Source organism: Streptomyces sp. NBC_00094 (assembly GCF_026343125.1).
Classification (GTDB): domain Bacteria; phylum Actinomycetota; class Actinomycetes; order Streptomycetales; family Streptomycetaceae; genus Streptomyces.
In genome coordinates this window covers 575,689-595,409 of sequence record NZ_JAPEMB010000001.1, presented here as the reverse complement: position 1 = coordinate 595,409, position 19,721 = coordinate 575,689, and the positions used below count along the sequence as shown (strand labels likewise).

Sequence of the window (19,721 nt, the reverse complement as noted above, 5' to 3'; positions counted from 1 at the left end):
CGGCCCGCTCTACTCTCCGGGCTCATTGGTTAGGAACACTTCCTAACCAATGGGCCTTCAGAGAGAGGGAGTTGTCATGCGACGACGAAGCGCCTCGCTTCTCGGACTCGCCGGCCTGTTGGTGCTGCCCCTGACATCCGTTCCGACGGCGTACGCCCAACCACCGGCGCAGGCACGGGTGCAGGAGGCGGCGGCCGCCGCCGACGCCCTCGTGTCCGCCGGAAAGCCGGCGACGGCCTCGTCCGTCGAGGCGGCCGGGTACGAACCGGGCCGTGCGGTCGACGGCAGTGCCACCACCCGCTGGGCCAGCCTGGAGGGAGTCGACCCGCAGTGGGTCCGCGTGGACCTCGGCGCGACGCACACCGTCTCCCGGGTGAAGCTCACCTGGGAGGCCGCCTACGGCAAGGCGTACCGGATACAGACCTCGGCCGACGGGTCGACCTGGACCGACGTCTACTCCACCACCACCGGTGACGGCGGCGTCGACGACCTCACGCTCTCCGGCACCGGTCGGTACCTCCGCATGTACGGGACCACGCGCGGCACGCCGTACGGCTACTCCCTCTGGGAGTTCGAGGTCTACGGGACCCCGAGCGGCGGCGGTGGAGGCGGGACGGCCGTCCCCTTCGGCAGCCACCTCAGGCCGTACACCGCCGGAACGCTGAAGCCCTCCGGCGCGCAGGCCACGCTCGACCAGAAGGTCGTCGAGTACTACAACAAGTGGAAGGCCGCCTTCGTCCGCCAGAACTGCGGCAACGGCTGGTACCAGATCATCTCGCCCGACGCCGACCACCCGTACGTCGCCGAGGCCCAGGGGTACGGCATGGTCGTCGCCGCGACCATGGCGGGCGCCGACCCCGACGCGAAGAAGATCTTCGACGGTCTGGTGAAGTGGAAGATCGACCACCCGTCCTCCATCAACCCGAACCTCCTCGCGGCCGAGCAGGACACCGCCTGCAAGAGCGTCAACGGCGGTGACGGTGCCACCGACGGCGACATGGACGTGGCCTACGGTCTGCTCCTCGCCGACAAGCAGTGGGGGAGTGCGGGCACCTACAACTACAAGGACCTCGCGCTCAAGCACATCGCCGCGATCAAGAAGGACGAACTCAACCCGACGACCAAGCTCCTGAAGCTGGGCGACTGGAGCAGCTCAGGCGACCAGTACTACTACATCAGCCGCACCTCCGACTGGATGGTCGACCACTTCCGCGCCTTCCGTACGGCCTCCGGCGACACCACCTGGGACGCCGTGCGCACCGCGCACCAGACCCAGATCTCCCGCCTCCAGTCGACCTACGCCTCCGGTACGGGACTGCTTCCCGACTTCGTCGTCGACACCAACACCACGCCCAAGCCCGCCCCGGGCCAGGTCCTGGAGGACCCCAACGACGGCGCGTACTGGTGGAACGCCTGTCGTACCCCGTGGCGCATCGCCGACGACGCCGTGACCAGCGGGGACGCCACGTCGCTCGCCGCCGCACGGAAGCTGAACACCTGGATCAAGACGAAGACCGGCGGCGACCCGAACAAGATCGCCATCGGCTACAAGCTCAACGGCACCCAGATCTCGGCGGGCAGCGAGGCGGCCTTCTTCGCCCCGTTCGCCGTGGCGGCCATGACGGACCCGGGCAGCCAGGCATGGCTGGACGCCCTCTGGAACAAGATGCTGGCCACGCCGGTCGACACGAGCAGCTACTTCTCGGCCAGCATCCAGCTCCAGGTCATGATCACGGCCTCCGGGAACCACTGGGTCCCGTAAGCGCGCCGATCAGTGGTGGAAGAGCCTCAGCCCGGTGCGCGCGAGCGTGATCCCGTGCTCGCGGCAGGCGTCCTCCACGTCGGTGGAGCGGATCGACCCGCCGGGTTCGGCGACGGCGGTGACGCCGTGCCGGCGCGCGTGGTCGACGTTGTCCCGGAAGGGCAGCGCGCCGTCCGAGGCGAACGCCACCCCGGTCAGCTCCGCGAGCCACTCGGTGCGCTGCCGGTCGGTGAGGTCGGGGGCGGGCACGGACAGGGCCCCGGACAGGCGCTCGCGCTCGTCCGGGGTGAGGTCGCCCTCGACGAACCGGATCTGCCAGTTGATCCGGTCCTGGCGGCGGACACCGGGCCGGAAGGCGAGCGCGCGGACGGCGGGGTGGCGGCGCAGCCACCACGTGTCGGTCTTCGCGCCCGCCAGCCGGGTGCAGTCCACCCGGGACTGCTGCCCGGCGCCGATCCCGAGCGTCGCCCCGCCGCGTACGTAACAGACCGAGTTGGACTGGGTGTAGCGCAGCACCGCCAGTCCGAGCAGGAGGTCCTCCGAGGCCGCCGTCGTGAGCTCACCGCACACGACGTCGTCCAGGAGCGCGGGGGAGAGCGGTACGTCGTCGCGCTGCTGCGTCAGCCGCACACCGAACACCTCCCGGGCCTCCTGGCCCGGCGGGGTGAAGGTCTCGTCGGCTTCCATGACCAGGAAGCGGCCGCTCTTCTTCCGGCTGAGGGTCTCGACGGTGCCGGGAGCGTAGCCGGGGGCGATGACACCGTCGCAGACCACCCGGGTCAGCAGCTCGGCGAGTTCGGCGTCGACCGGGTGCGAGACGGCGGCGAAGTCGCCGTACGAGGACTTCGGATCGGCGTCACGGGCCCGGAGATAGGCGCTGGTGAGCGCACCGACACGGTCGCGGTCGACGCCGTACAGCTCGGCGGTCACCTCGTCGACGGGGCCGGCCACCGCCGCCCCGGCCGGCGAGACGTGCTTGAAGGAGGCGGCGGCCGGCCGTCCGAGGACGGCGCTCGCCTCCCGTACCAGCTGCCAACTGTTCAGCGCGTCCAGCAGGTTGATGTAGGACGGGCTGCCGTTCACCACCCTGACCGGCAGGTTCCCGGGCACCACCGGCGCGGTGGTCGCCACCAGCTGCTGGGGATTGATGCCGTAACGCAGTTCCATCTCAAGACCTCCTGGGTCAGCGGGACATCACTGACGCAGGCGCCCAGGCGGTCGACGCTCACGCGGGAACAGCGGGATCAACTGCCGCTCCCCGGTGGTGATCCACCTTCGCCAGTCGCGGCGGGCACGATGCTACCCGCACGACGGAAACGCCGCGCGCCGCACCTCCCGTACGGGACGTGCGGCGCGCGGTCGTGCGGTGGTGAGCTCGGGAATCCCGAGGATCAGACCGCCGGGACCGGGAAGGTCGGGTACTCCACGCCGGAGACGTGCTGGACGACCCGGATGACCTGGCACGAGTAGCCGAACTCGTTGTCGTACCACAGGTAGAGGATCGCGTTGTCGCCGTCGACCTTGGTCGCGCCGGCGTCCACGATCGACGCGTGGCGCGAGCCGACGAAGTCCATCGAGACGGCGTCGGGGGCCGTGGTGAAGTCGATCTGGCGCTTCAGCGGCGAGTGCAGCGAGACGTCGCGGAGGTACTCCAGGACCTCCTCGCGGGTGGTCTCGCGGCCGAGGCGCAGGCTCAGGATCGCGATCGAGACGTCCGGAACCGGCACGCGGATGGAGCTGCCGGTGATCGGGGCCTTGAGGTCCGGCAGGGCCTTGGCGACGGCCGAGGCGGCACCGGTCTCGGTGATCACCATGTTCAGCGGCGCGGAACGGCCACGGCGGTCGGCCTTGTGGTAGTTGTCCAGGAGGTTCTGGTCGTTCGTGAACGAGTGGACCGTCTCCACGTGGCCGCGCAGCACGCCGTACTCGTCGTCCATGGCCTTCAGCGGCGGGACGATCGCGTTGGTGGTGCAGGAGGCGCAGGACAGGATCTTCTCGTCCGGCTTGACCGTCTCGTGGTTGACGCCGTGCACGATGTTCGGCACGTCACCCTTGCCGGGCGCGGTCAGGACGACCTTGTCGATGCCGGGGCGCAGGTGCTTGGAGAGGCCCTCGCGGTCCCGCCACTTGCCGGTGTTGTCGATCAGGATGGCGTTGTCGATGCCGTACGCCGTGTAGTCGACCTCGGACGGGTCGTTGGCGTAGATCACCTTGATCGTGTTGCCGTTGGCGACGATCGTGCTGCTCGCCTCGTCGACCGTGATCGTGCCCTGGAACTGACCGTGGATGGAGTCGCGGCGCAGCAGCGAGGCGCGCTTCACGAGGTCCTGCTCGCCACCGCCACGGACGACGATCGCGCGGAGGCGCAGACCGTTGCCGGAACCGGCCTTCTCGATGAGGAGGCGGGCGACGAGGCGGCCGATGCGGCCGAAGCCGTACAGGACGACGTCGCGGCCGTCACGGCGCTCGATCTTGTTCTCGCCGGTGGCGCCGGCGACGGCCTCGGCGGTGAACTCGGCCACGGAGAGACCGCGGTCGTCGGTCTTGTAGTCCGCGGCCAGCACGCCGATGTCGATCTGGCACGGGCCCAGGTCGAGCGTCGTGAGCGTCTGGAGGAACGGAAGCGTCTCGGTGACCGAGAGCTCCTCGCCGTCGATCTGCCGGGCGAAGCGGTGGGTCTTGAGGATGCTGACCACCGACTTGTTCACCAGGGAGCGGCTGTGGACCAGGACGGTGACGTCCTGCTCCCGGTGCAGCTTCCCGATGATCGGGATCATCGACTCCGCGATCTCCTCGCGGTTCTTCCAGCTGGTGAACGAGTCGTCATTGACAGTCACAAGTTTATCTTTCGAGCTAGGCGGCGCTCATATGGTAACCCCCGGCCGCTTTGATCAATCAAGGGGGGGCCGAACCGTACGATGGACGGCGCCGGGATCCGCCGCAGGGCGGGCCCGTCTACCGGATGCGGGGGCATGGTGGTGAAGTTCGGACTGCTCGGTTCGCTCGTGGTCCACGACGGTACGGAACCGCGACCCGTGACCGGCCCCAAGGTCCGCGTCCTCCTCGCCGCCCTGCTCCTCGGCGCCGGGCACACCGTCCCGAAGGACACCCTCAAAGCGGCGCTCTGGGGCGACTCGCTACCGGCCAGCGCCGACGCCTCCCTCGCCAACCACCTCACCCGGCTGCGCAGGGTCCTCGCCACCGTGGACGGGCCCCCGGCCGGAGCCGCCCCCACCGACGCCGGGACCGGAGGGCGCCTGCTCACCGTGGCCCCCGGCTACCGGCTGCTCGTCCACGAGGGCGAGCTCGACGCGGACGTCTTCGAGACCCGGATACGGGCCGCGGGCCACGCCCACGAGCAGGAGGACTGGGAGGGCGTCCTCCGGGAGACCGCCGGGGCGATGAGCCTGTGGCGCGGTACGCCCCTGGCGGACCTGGCGCCCTTCTCCGAGACCGGTGGACCCGCGCTCCGCGTCCACCAGCTCGTGGAAGCGCGCCTCCAGGCCCTGGAGTGGGGCTGCGACGCCGAGCTCCACCTGGGACGGCACCAGGACCTGATCCCGCGGCTGACCTCCCTGGCGGCCGAGCACCCGCTGCGCGAGGGGTTCCACCAGCGGCTCATGCTGGCCCTGCACAGAGCCGGCCGGCAGGCCGAGGCCTTCGCCGTCTTCCACCGACTGCGCCGGAACCTGGTCGACGAGCTCGGTACGGAGCCGGGGGCCGCCGTCCAGCAGGCCCACCAGGAGGTACTGGCGGGAGCCCCGCACCCCCGCACCCGCCCCCGTCCGCGCCCCCGCCCGGAACCGGCGCGTCCACCCTTCCAACTGCCCCACGAGGGAGATTCCTTCACCGGCAGGGAGTCCGAGGTGGCGACCCTGCGAGCGCTGCTCGACGCGACGGCGGGCACCGGGGGCGCCCGGCCCGGCCCCGCCGGCAGACCGCGCCACATCAGGCCCGTCGTCATCTCCGGCATGGGGGGCGTGGGCAAGACCGCTCTCGCCGTCCACGTCGCCCACCGCGCCCGCGAGGCCTTCCCCGACGGTGTCCTCTACGCCGACCTGCGCGGCTACAGCGTCGGCGGCGCGCGCACGGCGCACGAGCTGCTCGCCCGGTTCCTGTCGGACCTCGGCATGCGCCACGACAGCCTCCCCGACGACACGGACGACCGGGCGCTCCTCCTCCGCGACGCGCTCACCGAGCGCCGCGTGCTGCTCGTCCTCGACAACGTGCGCGACGCCGCCCACGTCGCCCCCCTCCTCCCGGCCGGCGGCCGAAGCGCCGCCCTGATCACCAGCAGGCAGCTGCTCGCCGATCTGCCCGGCGCCGTCAAGGTCCCGCTGTCCCCGCTCGCCGAGTCCGACCAGCACGCGCTCCTCGCCAGGCTCTGCGGCGCGGCGCGCGTACGGAGCGAGCCCGAGGCCCTCGCCGACATCATGGCCGCGTGCGGCGGCCTTCCCCTGGCCCTGCACATCGTCGGCGGCCGGCTGGCGTCCCGGCCCTCGTGGCCGCTCGCCCTCCTCGCCAAGCGGCTCACCCCGCACCAGGGCCGTCTGGAGACCCTCGCGATGGGCACCGTCGACGTCCAGCGCACCTTCGCGATGAGCTACCTGGCCGTGCGCGACAGCCACCTGTCCCTGGAGCGCGAGGCGGCGAGGGCCTTCCGGCTCCTCGGCCGGCTCTGGTCGGGCCTCCCGGTCACCCCGCAGTCCGCCGCCGCGCTCCTGGACGTCACGGAGGGCCGCGCCGCCGCCGTACTCGACGTCCTGGCCGACGCCCACCTCCTCCTCAACCCCGAACCCGACCGGTACGCCTTCCACGACCTGCTCGGCGAGTACGCGGCGCAGCGCGGCGAGGAGGAGGAGACCCCGGAGGACCGGAAGGCCGCCCTCCTGCGCCTGCTCACCTGGTACGTCGAGGCCGTCGGCGCCGCGTCACGCGCCGCCACCCGCGAGTCGCAGTCCCCGCCGCCGCTCGACGAAGGGCCCCCGGGCGGCGGGCCCGCGCTGTCGCTGCCGGAGTTCGCCGACGACGAGGAGGCGATCCGCTGGAGCGCGCGGGAGCTTCCCGCGCTCCAGCAGGCGGTGACCGTCGCCGGGGAGCTGGGGCGTTCCGACATGGCCTGGCGGCTCGCCGTGGGTCTCTTCGGCTACGCCTCCACCCACTGGTGGACGGGGGTGTGGGACGCCTGTCTGGAGCAGGCGATGGTCATCGCGCGCGCCCGGGACGACCGGCTCGGGCAGGCCTGGCTGCACCGGCGGCTGGCCGTCGCGCACGGCATGGCGTTCCGCAACGAAGCCTGTCTGGAGCACCTGCGGACGGCCCTGGAACTGTTCACGGAGCGGGGCGACCTCGCGGCCCGGGCCTCGATCCTCGGCAATATGTCGGCGCTGTACCTGCAGATGGGGGACGCCGAGCAGGGGCTCGTCCACGCCGAGCTCTCCCGCGACCTGTACCGCGCCTCGGGGAACGCCCGGGGCGAGGCGCTGCTCCTGAGCCGGTTCGCGGACACCCGCAGACTGACCGGTGAACTCGACCTGGCGGCCGCGGACTACCGGCAGGTCATCGACCTGCTGCGGGGCGGCAGCCACGGGGTGTTCCTGGCCACCGCCCTCACCAACTACGGCGACGTCCTGCGCGGGCTGGGGCGCCGGGACGAGGCGTTCGGGGCCCTGGAGGAGGCCCTCGGGATCCGGCATCGGATGGGCGACCACGGAGGTACCGCCGACTGCCTCGTCTTCACGGCCCGTGCCCACCACCACTTCGGGGAGTGGGCGGCCGCAGGGGCGACCTGGCGGACATGCCTGGAGCTCGCGCACAAGCACCACCTGACCCAGCGGATCGAGGAGTGCCGCGCAGGCCTGGCCGCACTCCCGAAGGACCAGGGGGCCGGTAGGGCCTGTCCGGCGGCCGCTACCGGCCGCCCGGGTCCGGCGGGCGTGCGGTAGCGCCTGTCCGACCGGGCGCCCCGGCCCGCTACGGGCGCTCCGCCGCCCCGCGCCGCTCCCGGACGCCGGTCAGGCGCCGCTCCAGGGCCGCGCGGCGTTCGGGCCACTCCTCGGCGATGATCGAGAAGACGGCGGAGTCACGGAGGCGGCCCTCCTCGCCCGGGGCCCAGGAGACGGACCAGTTCCGCAGCACGCCCTCGAAGCTCGCGCCCACGCGCTCGATCGCCGCCCGTGAGCGGGCGTTGCGCGCGTCCGTCTTGAGGTCCACCCGTGCCACGTCCCAGCTCTCGAAGGCGTGCCGGAAGAGCAGGTACTTGGCCTCGGCGTTCACGCCCGTGCCCTGGGCCGAGGCCGCGAGCCAGGTGAAGCCGATCTCGACCGCGCACAGGCGCCCGCCGGAAGGGAGATAACGCGGGTCCCAGAAGGAGGTCGCGCCGACGACCCGCCCCGTCGCCGCGTCCACCTGCGCGTACGGGGCGAGCCTGCCGTCGGCGGCGCGGCCGAGCTGGGTGTCGACGTACGCCCCCATCTCCTCCCGCCCCGGCACCCAGGTGAACCCGTACGAGCCCCGGTTCTCGTCCGCGGCCGCGGCGAGACCGGCGGCGTGGTGGTGTCCCAGCGGCTCCAGGCGCACGAACGCGCCCTCCAGGACCGGCCCTTCCAGTATCGAACCCATCGCTCTGCACTCCGTGTACGTGTCGGGATCGTCGAAGATCGTCCCATCGGAGTGCAGGTTGTCAGAGCCCGGGCGGCCGGGCACCTCGATATTCCGGGGCGTCAGGGGAAGGCGAGCGTCCGGAACACGTCACGCACCCGGGCCAGCGGGCCGGGGTCGCGGGTGACGTACAGCCGGTTCGTGAGCAGGACCGCCCAGCGGCCGCGCGACGGCGAGACCCACAGGCCCGTACCGGTGAAGCCGAAGTGCGCCCAGACGTCGTCCACCGGGTCCGTGCCCGGCGCCGGGTGCCAGAAGAGGCCGCGCGGCGGCCGGAGCGCGCCGGTACGGACGCGCAGCGAGGCCGCCGTCCACTCGGCGGAGAAGGTGCCGGGGACCGGGGCGAGGACATGCCGCAGGAAGCGGCCGATGTCGCCCGCGGTGGTGAAGACGCCCGCGATCCCGCAGGCACCGCCGAGGAGCCGGGCCGAGAAGTCGTGGACGGTGCCCTGGAGCGGTGCGCCGCTCTCCTCGTCGTACTCGGTGGGCGCGCAGCGCTCCCGGACCGCGGCGGGCAGCGGACCGTACCGGGTCGCCGTCATGCCGAGGGGCGTCCACACCCGCTCCCGCGCGAGCACGGCGAGCGGCTGCCGGGTGAGGTGCTCGGCGAGGTAGCCGAGGATCAGCGCCGCCCTGTCGGTGTACGCGACGGCTTCCCCGGGCCGGTGCCGCAGGGGCTCGGCGAGGACCCCGTCCCGGACGTCCTGCGGGTCGGAGCCGTAGAGGTGCCGCAGATTGGCGCGGAGCGGCAGCCCTGCGGTGTGGGTGAGGAGATCGAGGGCGGTCGCCCCGGCGAGGGGCCGGCCGGCGGCCTCCGGCCAGTACGTGCCGAGCGGCGCGGCCGGGTCCAGCTTCCCGGCGTCGACGAGGGTGCCGATCACCGACCACACCGCGAGGATCTTGGTCAGGCTGGCGACGTCGAAGAGCGTCTCCCGGAGCATCGGCCCGTCCGGCCGGGCGGGATCGAGCGGTCCGACGGCTCCGTCGGAGAGGGTCGTCCGGGCGTCGCCCACGGCCCACACGGCTCCGGGGTACACGCCCGCGCGCACCCCGTCGCCGAGGAGCCGCTCGAAGGGGTCGCTGCACAGGACCAAGGCGTGCCTCCGGCGGGTCGGGGCGGACCCGTCCGCGAACGGACGGGGCGGACCCGTCCGGGTACCGACGGGGCGGGCCCGTCCACTCCCTGACCTGACGGGCCGCGCTCCGAAGTCATGCCCCCGCCGTGCGGGAAGACACCCTTCCGTCAGCCCCTGTCCCAGGAGTTCACTTGCAGGTGACCTCGTCACGCGGGGTGTAGTGGGTCTTGAAGGTCTCCCGCTTCACCTCGGCGCCGCCGTCCTTGAAGACCCGGTCCACCGAGATGTCGAAGCCCTCCAGAGGCGGCTGCGGCACGCAGGCCTCGCCGGTGCCCTCGCGCTTCGAGGGCTCCTTGAGGTTGGTGCGCTGGCCGGAAACGGCCTCCACGGAGTCGTACTTCTTCGTCCCGAGGAAGCTCACGGTGACCGAGGAGTCCGTCGCGCCCGCCTTGATGTAGATCGGCTTGCCCGAGTCGTTGCGGAACTGCAGGTCCAGGCTGCCCCAGGCGACGGTGGCCTCCCGGCCGGCCGGGTAGCGCTCGATGTAGAAGGAGTGGGCGCCGTATTCGACGGGCTTCACCCCGGCGAAGAACATCGCGTTGAAGACGGTGGTGGCCATGGCCGACACGCCGCCGCCCGGCGCGGAGCGGTACTGGCCGTCGAGGATCATCGTGCCGTCGACGAAGCCGTTGTCCGCGGTGCGCTCGCCGACCGTCTTGTTGAAGCTCCACACCTCGCCGGGCTGCACGATCGAGCCGTTGATGAGCTCGGCTGCCCGGCCGATGTTCGTCGTCCGGTAGGGAGCGGTGGGGAAGTCCACGGTGAAGGTCGACATCTGCTCGGTGATGCCGAGGCGCGCCAGCGAGTCGGCGGTCAGCTCGGGCTGGGTGACCGTGGTGGCCACCGCGGCCGTACGGGCCGTGGCGCCCGTCTGGGTGAGCAGCGGGCTCACGGCCTCGCCGAGGGCCTTCGCGGTGACCTCGTGCCCGGGCCTGCCCTCCGACTCGACGACGACCTTGCCGTCCCGGACGCCGAGGGTCGCCTCCACCGGCGCGCCCGTCATCGAGGCGAGGGGCTGCGCGACGTCGGGGTCGCGGAGGAGGGCGTCGGCGTCGAGAGCGGCGCTGAGCCTGCCGTTGTCGGCCTTCACGGCGAGGTGGTCGCCGAGCGTCGAGGGGGAGATCCGCAGCCGCTCGGCACCGGCGGTGAGCGTCACGGGGCCGGAGACGGCGGGCTTCGCGTACGTGTCGAGGAAGCGGGAGACCTCGGAGTCGCCCAGCTTCGGCTCGGTCACCGTGACGGCGAGGTTCACGGGCGAGGCGCCCGACGCCACGGGGTAGGCCGCACGCAGGGTCTCCACAGCCCGCCCGGTGTCCAGCTTCTGTCCGGTCACGGCCCGGGTGGCGACGGCCTCGCCGTCACGGAAGGCGACGGAGCCCTCGCGGACCTTCCGGTCGTTCTTCTCGGCCAGTTCGGCGACGGCGGCCCGCGCCTTGGCCTCGTCGTAGGCGAACACCGGCCGGATCTCGCGCTCACCGGAGGAGAAGAGCCGGCCGATGACGGTGACGGGGTCGCGGGACGGGTCGGCCGCCAGGTCGGCGGTCTTCTCCACGTCCACGGTCAGTCCGGCGGCGGCCGGGGAGACGGTCGTCGTGCGGTCGCCGACCTTCACGGGGATGGGGGCGCTCCACGCCGCCGGGGCCCCGGCCGCGAGCTTCGCCCCGGCCTCGGCGCGGCTCATGCCGCCCACGTCCACGCCGGCGACGCTCGTGCCGGCGGATATGTCCTCGCCGGTGGTGAGCAGTCCCGCGACGTACAGCCCGCCCGCGGCGACGGCGACCACACCCGTCGCGATCGCCGCCGTCCGGAGGCGCGGACTGCGCCCCCTGGGGGGCGTCGGGGCATGGTCGGTCGTGGAGCGGGGCACACGCTCTCCCGGTGCGTCGAGGAAGGGGATCTCCACGACGGTACGCCGAAAGAGTGTCAAATGCACATAAAGCTGCGATGACCTGCGGGGATACGGAGCGGGACGAGGGCGGTACGGAGCGCTACGCGGACCGGCCGGGAGCGGCGGCCTCACACGGCAGGGGCGGACGCGCGGACCAGCCGGGACCGGCGCCTCAAGCGGCCGGGGCCGACGCGCAAAGTGGCCGGGGCCGACGCCCGGAGCGGCCGCGGGCGGCCGCGGGCGGCGCCTAAAATGGGGCGATGCCCGCCGTACCGAGCCCCAGCCTCAGCCCCGGACCCCAGTCCGTCGACCGGGCGCTCGCCGTGCTCGACGCCGTCGCCGATGCCGACCGGCCCGTCGGCGCGAAGGCCCTGGCGCGGCGCCTCGGATGCGCCCTCTCGACCGTCTACCACGTCACAGGGCCCCTCCTCGCGCGCGGCTATCTCGTCCGGACCGCCGAGGGGTACGCGCCCGGGCCCCGCGTCCCCGCCCTGCACCGCTCCCACCAGCGCCACCACGGCCTCGGCGCGGGCACCGGCGAGCTCCTCGGCCGGCTGCGGCGGGCCACCGGGGCGGAGGCGTACCACACCGCCTACCGCGGCGGCCTGATCACCGTCGTCGACACCACCGCCCCGGTGACCGACGCCACCCACCCCTTCACGCCGGGCCCCGAGGACCGCGCGCACGCCACCGCCCACGGCAAGGCCCTGCTGGCCGCGCTCCCGCGCCCGCTGCGCCGCCGCTATCTCGCGGAGCACGGCATGGCCCGCTTCACCGAGCGGACGATCACCAGCGCCGAGCGCTTCGAGGCGGAGGCCGCCCGGGTGCGCGACCAGGGCTTCGCCGTGTCGGTGGGCGAGGCGGACCTCGCGTACACCTGCCTGGCCGTGGCCCTGCCGGAGTGCGGCGACGGTATCGTCCACGCCCTCTCCGTCTCGCTGCCCACCGCCGGCTTCGAGCGGCGGCAGGGGGAGATCCGGGCGGCGCTCGCCCGCGCCGTCCCCGAGTTTCCGGCCCTGTCGGAATCCTGACCCGCCCGGCTGGTCCCGCCGGGCGGGGCGGCGCAGGCTGGACGCATGATCTTCATCGCCGTCCGGTTCACCGCCCGCCCCGACCACGCCGACCACTGGCTCGACCTGGTCGCCGACTTCACCCGCGCCACCCGCGAGGAGCCCGGCAACCTCTTCTTCGACTGGTCCCGCAGCGTCGACGACCCGAACGTCTTCGTCCTCCTGGAGGCCTTCGCCGACGCCGAGGCCGGCGCCGCCCACGTCGCCTCCGCGCACTTCACGGCCGGCCTCGCCGCCATGGCCGGAGCGATCGCCTCCACCCCCGAGATCATCAACGTCGAGGTCCCGCAGCAGGGCTGGGGCGCCATGGCCGAGCTCGCCCCGACCGGCGCCTGACCCGTCTCCGTACCCCCGGGCCCGTACGCCGCTGGGGCCGCCGTCCCGCCTGATAGGTTCGCGGGAAACGCAGGCGGGGCGGCGGGCCCGAGGGGAGAAGCGGCACATGGCGGCGAGCGGACGGCAGACCGGCAGGCCCACCCTGGAGGAGGTCGCGGCGAGGGCCGGAGTGGGCCGCGGCACGGTCTCCCGGGTCATCAACGGCTCCCCGAAGGTGAGCGAACAGGCCAAGGCCGCCGTCGAACGGGCCGTCGCCGACCTCGGTTACGTCCCCAACCGGGCCGCCCGCGCACTCGCCGGCAGCCGGACCGACGCCGTCGCCCTGGTGATCCCCGAGACCGAGGCCCGGCTCTTCGCCGAGCCGTACTTCCTCGACATCATCCGCGGGGTCAGCACCGAACTGGCCGACGCCGACAAGCAGTTGCTGCTGACCCTGATCCGCAGTGACCGGGAACGGCTGCGCTTCGAGCAGTACCTTGCCGCCCAGCGCGTCGACGGCGTCCTCCTCGTCTCCGTACACGGGGACGACCCGCTGCCCGACCAGGTCCGCGCCCTCGGCCTGCCGGCCGTCCTCAACGGCCGCCGCCGCGAGGACGAGAGCGTCGCGTTCGTCGACTCCGACAACACCGGCGCGGGCCGGGCCGCCGTCGCCCACCTCGCCGCCCGTGGCAGGCGCGGGATCGCCACCATCACCGGCCCCCTCGACATGTACGTGGCCCGCTGCCGGCTCGACGGCTACCGCGAGGGCCTGACGGAGGCCGGGCTCGCCCCCGACGAGGACCTCGTCGCCAACGGCGACTTCACCGAGGAGGGCGGCCGGCGCGCCATGCGGGAGCTCCTGGACCGCAGGCCCGACCTGGACGCGGTCTTCGCCGCCTCGGACGTGATGGCGGCCGGGGCGCGCGGAGCGCTCCGCGAGGCAGGCCGCCGGGTTCCCGAGGACGTCGCGCTCGTCGGCGTCGACGACTCGGCCGTCGCCCGGCACATGGACCCGCCGCTGACCAGCGTCCGGCAGCCCATCGAGGAGATGGGCCGCACGATGGCGCGCCTCCTGCTCCAGGAGATCGCCTCGCCGAGCGAACCGGACGAGCAGCCCCGCCAGATGCTGCCCACCGAACTGATCGTCCGCGCCTCCTCCTGACGCGGCGACCGACGCGCCTCCGCCCGGCGGACCTCCTCCCGGCCCGGCTCCTCCTGAGACGCCTCCTGACGCGGCGCCCCGCCCGGCCGAGATGCAGCCGTCTCCGGGCCCCCGGAGAATGGACTCCGTACGGGGTTCGTATCCGCGATCAGGGCGCTCCCCTCGGCGTCCGTCCGACCCGGCAAGGTGGCGGTCGACGATGGCGTTGCGTCAGCCCATCCGGTCACACAGCGTGTCCCGCTCGCTCCGCACATGGATGCTGGTCTACCTCGTGACCATGACCCTGCTGACCGTCGCGTACCTGCAGTTCCCCGCCCGCCACACCATCTTCTGGGCACTCATAGGCCTCGGCGGCGTCGTCGCCATCCTCGTCGGCGTCCATCTGCACCGGCCCGCCCGGCGCTGGCCCTGGCTCGTCCTCGCCGCCGCCAACCTCGCCTTCGTCGCCGGAGACACCGCCTACAACGCCCTTGAGGCCTTCTTCGGGCAGACCAGACCCTTCCCCTCCGTCGCAGACGCCCTGTACCTCGCCACGTACCCGCTGTTCGCCATCGGCCTGTTCGGCTTCATCCGCTACCGGGCCGCCGGCCGCGACCTCGCGGTCGTCCTCGACGCGCTGATCCTCACCTCGGGACTCGCGCTGCTCTCCTGGGTCAACCTCATCACCCCGCTGGCCAGAAGCGAGGACATGACCTGGACCGAGAAGGCCATCTCCATCGCCTATCCCCTCGGCGACGTGCTGATGCTCGCGATGCTCGCCCGGCTGCTCGTCCCCGGCGACCTGCGCTCCCGGTCGGTCCAGCTCCTCACCCTCGGCACCTGCGGCATGCTCGCCTCCGACGTCATCTACGGCACCCTCCAGATCAAGGGCACCTGGCAGGTCGGCACGCCCCTCGACATCGGCTGGGTCGTGTTCTTCACCGCCTGGGGCCTCGCCGCCCTCCACCCCTCGATGACCGGGCTCACCGAGCGAGCCCCCGAACCGGCCCCGCGCATGGCCGAGAGACGCCTCGCGCTCCTCGCCGGCGCCTCGCTCATCGCCCCCGCCCTGCTCCTCCTCCAGTCGCTGCGCCACGACCAGGACCAGGACATCGCCGTCATCGCGATCTTCTCGGCCATCATGTTCCTGCTGGTCCTCGGCCGGCTCTGGGGCATGATGAACGACCACGGCAAGGCCGAGGCGCGCGAGCGCAGCCTCCGGGTCGCCGCCGCCTCCCTCGTCGCCGCCCTCAGCCCGCGCGAGGTCGCCGGAGCGGTCGAGACGGCCTCCGCCACCCTCTTCGGACCCGGCACCGACCACCGGGTCCTGCTCTTCACCCGGGACCGGCGGGGCGGCCTCAACGCCGTGGCCACCGTGGTCCACCCCTGGAGCTGCCACACCGACCAGTTGACCCGTCCTCCCGCGACGGCCTGGCCCGACCTCGTCGCCCACGGCACCCGGCTCCTCCCCGTGACCCGGCTCGACCCCGCCGTCGCCGCGGAGGTGGCACCCGACTCCTCCCACGCCCTGCTCTGCCCCCTGGAGCTCCAGACCCCGGCCGGACGCGAACCGCTGCTCGGCGTCCTGCTCCTCGCGGGCCCCGACGAGAAGAAGCTCTCCGAGATCGCGGGCTCCGCCCAGTCCCTCGCCTCCCAGGCGGCCCTGGCCCTGGAACGCTTCGGACTCAGCGAGGAGGTCAACCGCAGGACGAGCGAGGCCTACTTCCGCACCCTGGTGCACAACACCTCGGACGTCATCCTCATCGTCGACGACGACGACACCGTCCGGTACGCGAGCCCGTCCGCCGAGTCCGTGTTCGGCCACTCCCTGCTCCCGGGCACCCCGCTCACCGAGCTGCTCGCCCCCGCCGACAAGGCCAGTGCCCTACGCGTCCTCGCCGACGCCCGCTCACGCGACGTGGTCGACGCCCGGGACGACTGGAAGCTGCTCCACGGCGGCTCGGGCGGCTCGGGTGACCTCCAGGTCGAGGTCCGGTGCAGCAATCTCCGGGACGAAAGCACCGTGCACGGTCTCGTCCTCACGCTCCGGGACGTCACCGAACAGCGGAAGCTGGAACGGGAGCTCACCCACCGGGCCTTCCACGACTCCCTCACCGGCCTCCCCAACCGCGTCCTGCTGCTCGAACGGATCGAGCGCGCCCTGCTCCGCGGCCGCCGCGAGTCCACCCTGACCTGCATGCTCTTCGTCGACCTCGACGACTTCAAGGTCGTCAACGACACCATGGGGCACTCCGTCGGCGACGAACTCCTCGTCGCCGTGGCCCGCCGCCTCACCTCCGTACTGCGGCTCACCGACACGGCGGCCCGGCTCGGCGGCGACGAGTTCGCCGTCCTCATCGAAGGGGCCAGGGAACCCAGCGACGCCGAGACCCTCGCCGCCGAGATCGTGCACACTCTCAGCCAACCCTTCCACCTCACCGACGGAGCCGTCTCCGTCTCCACGAGCGTCGGCATCGCGACCGTCCTCGACAGCGCACACGCCGAGGAGCTCCTCGGCCACGCCGACCTCGCCCTGTACGCGGCGAAGGCGGCCGGCAAGAAGCGGTGGCGGCTCTTCCACCCCGAGCTCCACTCCCGGCTCGTCGCCCGCCACGAACTCCAGGCGGGCATGGACACGGCCATCGCCGACCACGCCTTCGCCCTGCGCTACCAGCCCATCGTGGAGGTCGCCGACGGCGCCCCCGCCGGCATGGAAGCGCTCGTCCGCTGGCCGCACGCCCGACGCGGGATGGTGCCGCCCGACCAGTTCATCACCCTGGCCGAGGAGAGCGGCCACATCATGCCGCTCGGCGCCTGGGTTCTCGAACACGCGGCGCTCGACATCGCCCGCTGGCAGCGCTCCCGCCCGCGCCGGCCGCCCCTGTACGCCAACGTCAACGTCTCCGCCCGTCAGTTCCGCGACCCGGGGTTCCTCGAAGGGGTACGGAGCACCCTCCGCTCGTCCGGGCTCGCTCCCGGCTCGCTCGTCCTGGAACTCACCGAGACCGTCCTCATGCGCCAGGACGCCCAGATCAGCACGACCATGGCGGCCCTGAAGGACCTCGGGGTCTCCATCGCCATCGACGACTTCGGCACCGGTTTCTCCTCGCTCAGCTATCTCCGCGAGTTCCCGATCGACATCCTCAAGGTCGACAAGTCGTTCATCGACGAGATCACGACCGACCCCCAGCAGGTCGCCCTCGTGGAGGGCATCGTGCGCATCGCCGACGTCCTCGGCCTGATGGTCGTCGCCGAGGGCATCGAGCACGAGGAGCAGCGGGAGCTCCTCGCCGAGATGGGCTGCCGCTACGGGCAGGGCTTCCTCTTCGCCCGGCCGATGACCGCCCACCAGGCCCAGTCGTACCTGCACCGCGCCCCGCCCCCGAGCGCCCACCCCGCCGTCCGCCCCGCCCCACCCGACTCCCCGGCCACCAACGTGACCCCCTCCGCGACCGCCTCAGTCGCCGTGACCCCCTCCGGGACCGCCTCAGTCGCCGTGACTCCCTCCGCGACCGCCCCGGCCGCCGTGACTCCCTCCGCGACCGCCCCGGCCGCCGGCACCCCCTCCGTCACCGCCGCCGGCGTGGTCCCCGCCCACGCACGCGGCGGCCGGCCGCCGCGCCCCTCCCGCTGGCGCGACCTGGAGCACCTCCAGCGGACCAGCCTCATGTGCGACGCCGTCATCGACGAGGTCGACGGCCGCCGCATCCGGGTCGGCGAGGACTGGCTCGTCGACTTCGCCTCCTGCAACTACCTCGGCTTCGACCTCGACCCCACGATCATGGCCTCGATCGAACCGGAGGTCAGACGGTGGGGCACCCACCCCAGCTGGTCCCGGCTCATCGGCAGTCCCCGGCTCTACCCGCGCATCGAGGAGCGGCTCACCGAGCTCCTCGGCGCCCCCGACACCCTCCTGCTGCCCACGATCACGCTCATCCACCAGTCCGTCATCCCGCTCCTCGCCGGCACCGGCCAGGTCTTCGTCGAGGCGCAGGCCCACCGCACCGTGTACGACGGCTGCGTCGTCGCCCGCGGCCAGGGCGCCGAGATCCACCGCTTCCGCGCCGAACGGCCCGAGGAACTGGCGATGCTGCTCCGCGGCGCGCCCGGCGACGCGGGCCGGCTCGTCTGCATGGACGGCGTCAACAGCATGACCGGCAACTTCCCGGACCTGCCCGCCCTGGCCGGGATCTGCCGGGAGAACGGCGCCCTGCTGTACGTCGACGACGCCCACGGTTTCGGCGTCATCGGGGAGCGCGGCCCGGACGAGACCAGCCCGTACGGCTCGCGGGGCAACAGCATCGTCCGCCACCTCGGCGAGACCTACGACGACCTGATCCTGGTCGGCGGCTTCTCCAAGGCGTTCTCCTCGCTGCTCGCCTTCCTCGCCGTCCCGAAGTGGCTCAAGGACCACCTGAAGGTGGCGGCGGCCCCGTACCTCTACTCCGGGCCCTCGCCGACGGCCTCGCTCGCCACCGCCCTCGCCGGTCTCGACGTCAACGAGGAGCGCGGCGACGAGATCCGGGCCGATCTCCACCGGAAGACCGCCCGCGTCCTCGCCCACGTCCGGGGCCTCGGCCTCGCCACCCCGAACACGGACGGCCTCCCCATCATCGAGATCCCGCTCGCCGACGCGGCCGACCTCGACGCCGTCGCCGCCTTCCTCTGGGAGCACGGGATCTACGTGACGCTCGCCTCCTACCCGCTCGTGCCGCGCGACCGGGTCGGCTTCCGCATCCAGGTCACCGCGGCCAACACCGACGAGGAGATCGACCAGCTGTGCGAGGCCCTCACGGCGCTCGCCGAGCGGTTCACGCTCCAGCACGGCGAGGCACCGCACCCCGGCGCCGTCACGGCCGGCCGCCGGCCGCCGGAGAGGTGATGGACACGACCGGGCGCTTCGTTCCGCCGCTTCCGCAGGACCGGGAGGCGGGGCCGCGCCGCAACCGGGACGCCGACTGGAACGACTGGCCCGTCGCCGACTACCTCGCCGAGAACTACCGAAGGCTCCACCCCTGCGACGTCGGCGTCATCCGCCACCACGCCGCCGTCTACCGGGGCATCGCCCCCGGCAGCCTCTCCCGCACCCTCGAACTGGGCGCGGGCCCCAACCTCTACCCCCTCATGCTGGCGGGCGCCGCCAGCCGACGCGTCGACGCCCTGGAACCGAGCGCCGCCAACGTCCGCTATCTGCGGCAACAGCTCGACGACGGCCCGGACAGCAGCTGGCAGCCCTTCTACACCCTCTGCCGCAGCCTCGACCCCGCGCTCCCGGAGAGCTGCGCGGAGGCGCTCCGCCGGGTCCGGGTCGTCCACGGCGCCGCGAAGGACCTGGCCGACGGCACGTACGCCCTCGCGTCGATGAACTTCGTCGCCGAGAGCGTCACCGAGGACTTCGACGAGTTCACCGCCGTCTGCTCGGCCTTCGTCCGGGCGGTCCGCCCCGGCGGACGGCTCGTCGCCTCCTTCATGGAACGCATGCCGAGCTACCGCATCGGTACGGGACCGGTCTGGCCGGCCTGCCCGGTCGACGGGGCCGCGCTGCGGGCCGTCTTCGCGCCCCGTACCACCGGCCTGCGGATCGAGGGGCTCGCGAAGGACCGCACCCTGCCCGAGTACGGCGACACCGGCGTCCTGCTCCTGACGGCGCTGCGGCGTCACGAGGAGGCGCCGCCGACCGAAGGGTGACGCCGCCGATCGAAGGGTGACGCCTCGCCGCTCGACGGGTGGCGCCTTTCCGATCGGGGGT

Annotated in this window: 12 protein-coding genes and 1 riboswitch; of the genes, 7 read left to right on the top strand and 5 right to left on the bottom strand. The window is 72.9% G+C overall.

Going from position 1 to position 19,721, the window contains the following annotated elements; genetic code table 11:
* The first annotated feature begins 76 nt into the window (after window positions 1–76).
* Entirely contained in the window at window positions 77–1,762 is a 1,686-nt protein-coding gene (locus OG580_RS02650) for a glycosyl hydrolase family 8 (protein ID WP_267042014.1), read from the top strand.
* A 9-nt stretch (window positions 1,763–1,771) separates the two neighbouring features.
* On the opposite strand, the gene OG580_RS02645 is transcribed toward OG580_RS02650, so the two are convergent.
* Together OG580_RS02645 and OG580_RS02640 are read right to left on the bottom strand one after the other, a co-directional pair.
* Entirely contained in the window at window positions 1,772–2,929 is a 1,158-nt protein-coding gene (locus tag OG580_RS02645; RefSeq protein WP_267042013.1) for a phosphoribosylaminoimidazolecarboxamide formyltransferase, read from the bottom strand.
* Window positions 2,930–2,963: 34 nt separating this feature from the next.
* Window positions 2,964–3,058, bottom strand: a riboswitch (ZMP/ZTP riboswitch).
* Window positions 3,059–3,153: 95 nt separating this feature from the next.
* Window positions 3,154–4,599: a glyceraldehyde-3-phosphate dehydrogenase gene (locus OG580_RS02640; RefSeq protein WP_267042012.1), complete on the bottom strand. Its 1,446-nt coding sequence runs from the start codon at window positions 4,597–4,599 to the stop codon at window positions 3,154–3,156.
* A gap of 135 nt (window positions 4,600–4,734) precedes the next feature.
* On the opposite strand from OG580_RS02640, the gene OG580_RS02635 reads away from it, so the two are divergent.
* On the top strand, window positions 4,735–7,707 hold the full coding sequence (locus OG580_RS02635; protein WP_267042011.1) for a BTAD domain-containing putative transcriptional regulator: 2,973 nt from the start codon (window positions 4,735–4,737) through the stop codon (window positions 7,705–7,707).
* A gap of 28 nt (window positions 7,708–7,735) precedes the next feature.
* On the opposite strand, the gene OG580_RS02630 is transcribed toward OG580_RS02635, so the two are convergent.
* From OG580_RS02630 to OG580_RS02620, 3 genes are all read right to left on the bottom strand, one after another.
* Complete coding sequence (locus tag OG580_RS02630) at window positions 7,736–8,383, bottom strand: GNAT family N-acetyltransferase (protein ID WP_267042010.1); 648 nt, start codon at window positions 8,381–8,383, stop codon at window positions 7,736–7,738.
* A 101-nt stretch (window positions 8,384–8,484) separates the two neighbouring features.
* The gene (locus OG580_RS02625) at window positions 8,485–9,516 is read right to left on the bottom strand and encodes a serine hydrolase (protein ID WP_267042009.1); all 1,032 of its coding nucleotides are present in this window, start codon (window positions 9,514–9,516) and stop codon (window positions 8,485–8,487) included.
* A gap of 169 nt (window positions 9,517–9,685) precedes the next feature.
* The gene (locus OG580_RS02620) at window positions 9,686–11,425 is read right to left on the bottom strand and encodes a VanW family protein (protein WP_267042008.1); all 1,740 of its coding nucleotides are present in this window, start codon (window positions 11,423–11,425) and stop codon (window positions 9,686–9,688) included.
* Between the two features lie 281 nt (window positions 11,426–11,706).
* On the opposite strand from OG580_RS02620, the gene OG580_RS02615 reads away from it, so the two are divergent.
* From OG580_RS02615 to OG580_RS02595, 5 genes are all read left to right on the top strand, one after another.
* Window positions 11,707–12,477: an IclR family transcriptional regulator gene (locus tag OG580_RS02615; RefSeq protein ID WP_267042007.1), complete on the top strand. Its 771-nt coding sequence runs from the start codon at window positions 11,707–11,709 to the stop codon at window positions 12,475–12,477.
* 45 nt (window positions 12,478–12,522) lie between these two features.
* Window positions 12,523–12,852 (top strand): putative quinol monooxygenase, encoded by a 330-nt coding sequence (locus OG580_RS02610; protein ID WP_267042006.1) that lies wholly within the window; start codon window positions 12,523–12,525, stop codon window positions 12,850–12,852.
* A gap of 106 nt (window positions 12,853–12,958) precedes the next feature.
* Window positions 12,959–13,993 (top strand): LacI family DNA-binding transcriptional regulator, encoded by a 1,035-nt coding sequence (locus tag OG580_RS02605; RefSeq protein WP_267042005.1) that lies wholly within the window; start codon window positions 12,959–12,961, stop codon window positions 13,991–13,993.
* Between the two features lie 256 nt (window positions 13,994–14,249).
* Entirely contained in the window at window positions 14,250–18,854 is a 4,605-nt protein-coding gene (locus OG580_RS02600; protein ID WP_267047863.1) for an aminotransferase class I/II-fold pyridoxal phosphate-dependent enzyme, read from the top strand.
* Complete coding sequence (locus OG580_RS02595) at window positions 18,854–19,660, top strand: class I SAM-dependent methyltransferase (RefSeq protein WP_267042004.1); 807 nt, start codon at window positions 18,854–18,856, stop codon at window positions 19,658–19,660. Before OG580_RS02600 ends, OG580_RS02595 begins: the two co-directional genes overlap by 1 nt.
* The last annotated feature ends 61 nt before the right edge of the window (window positions 19,661–19,721 follow it).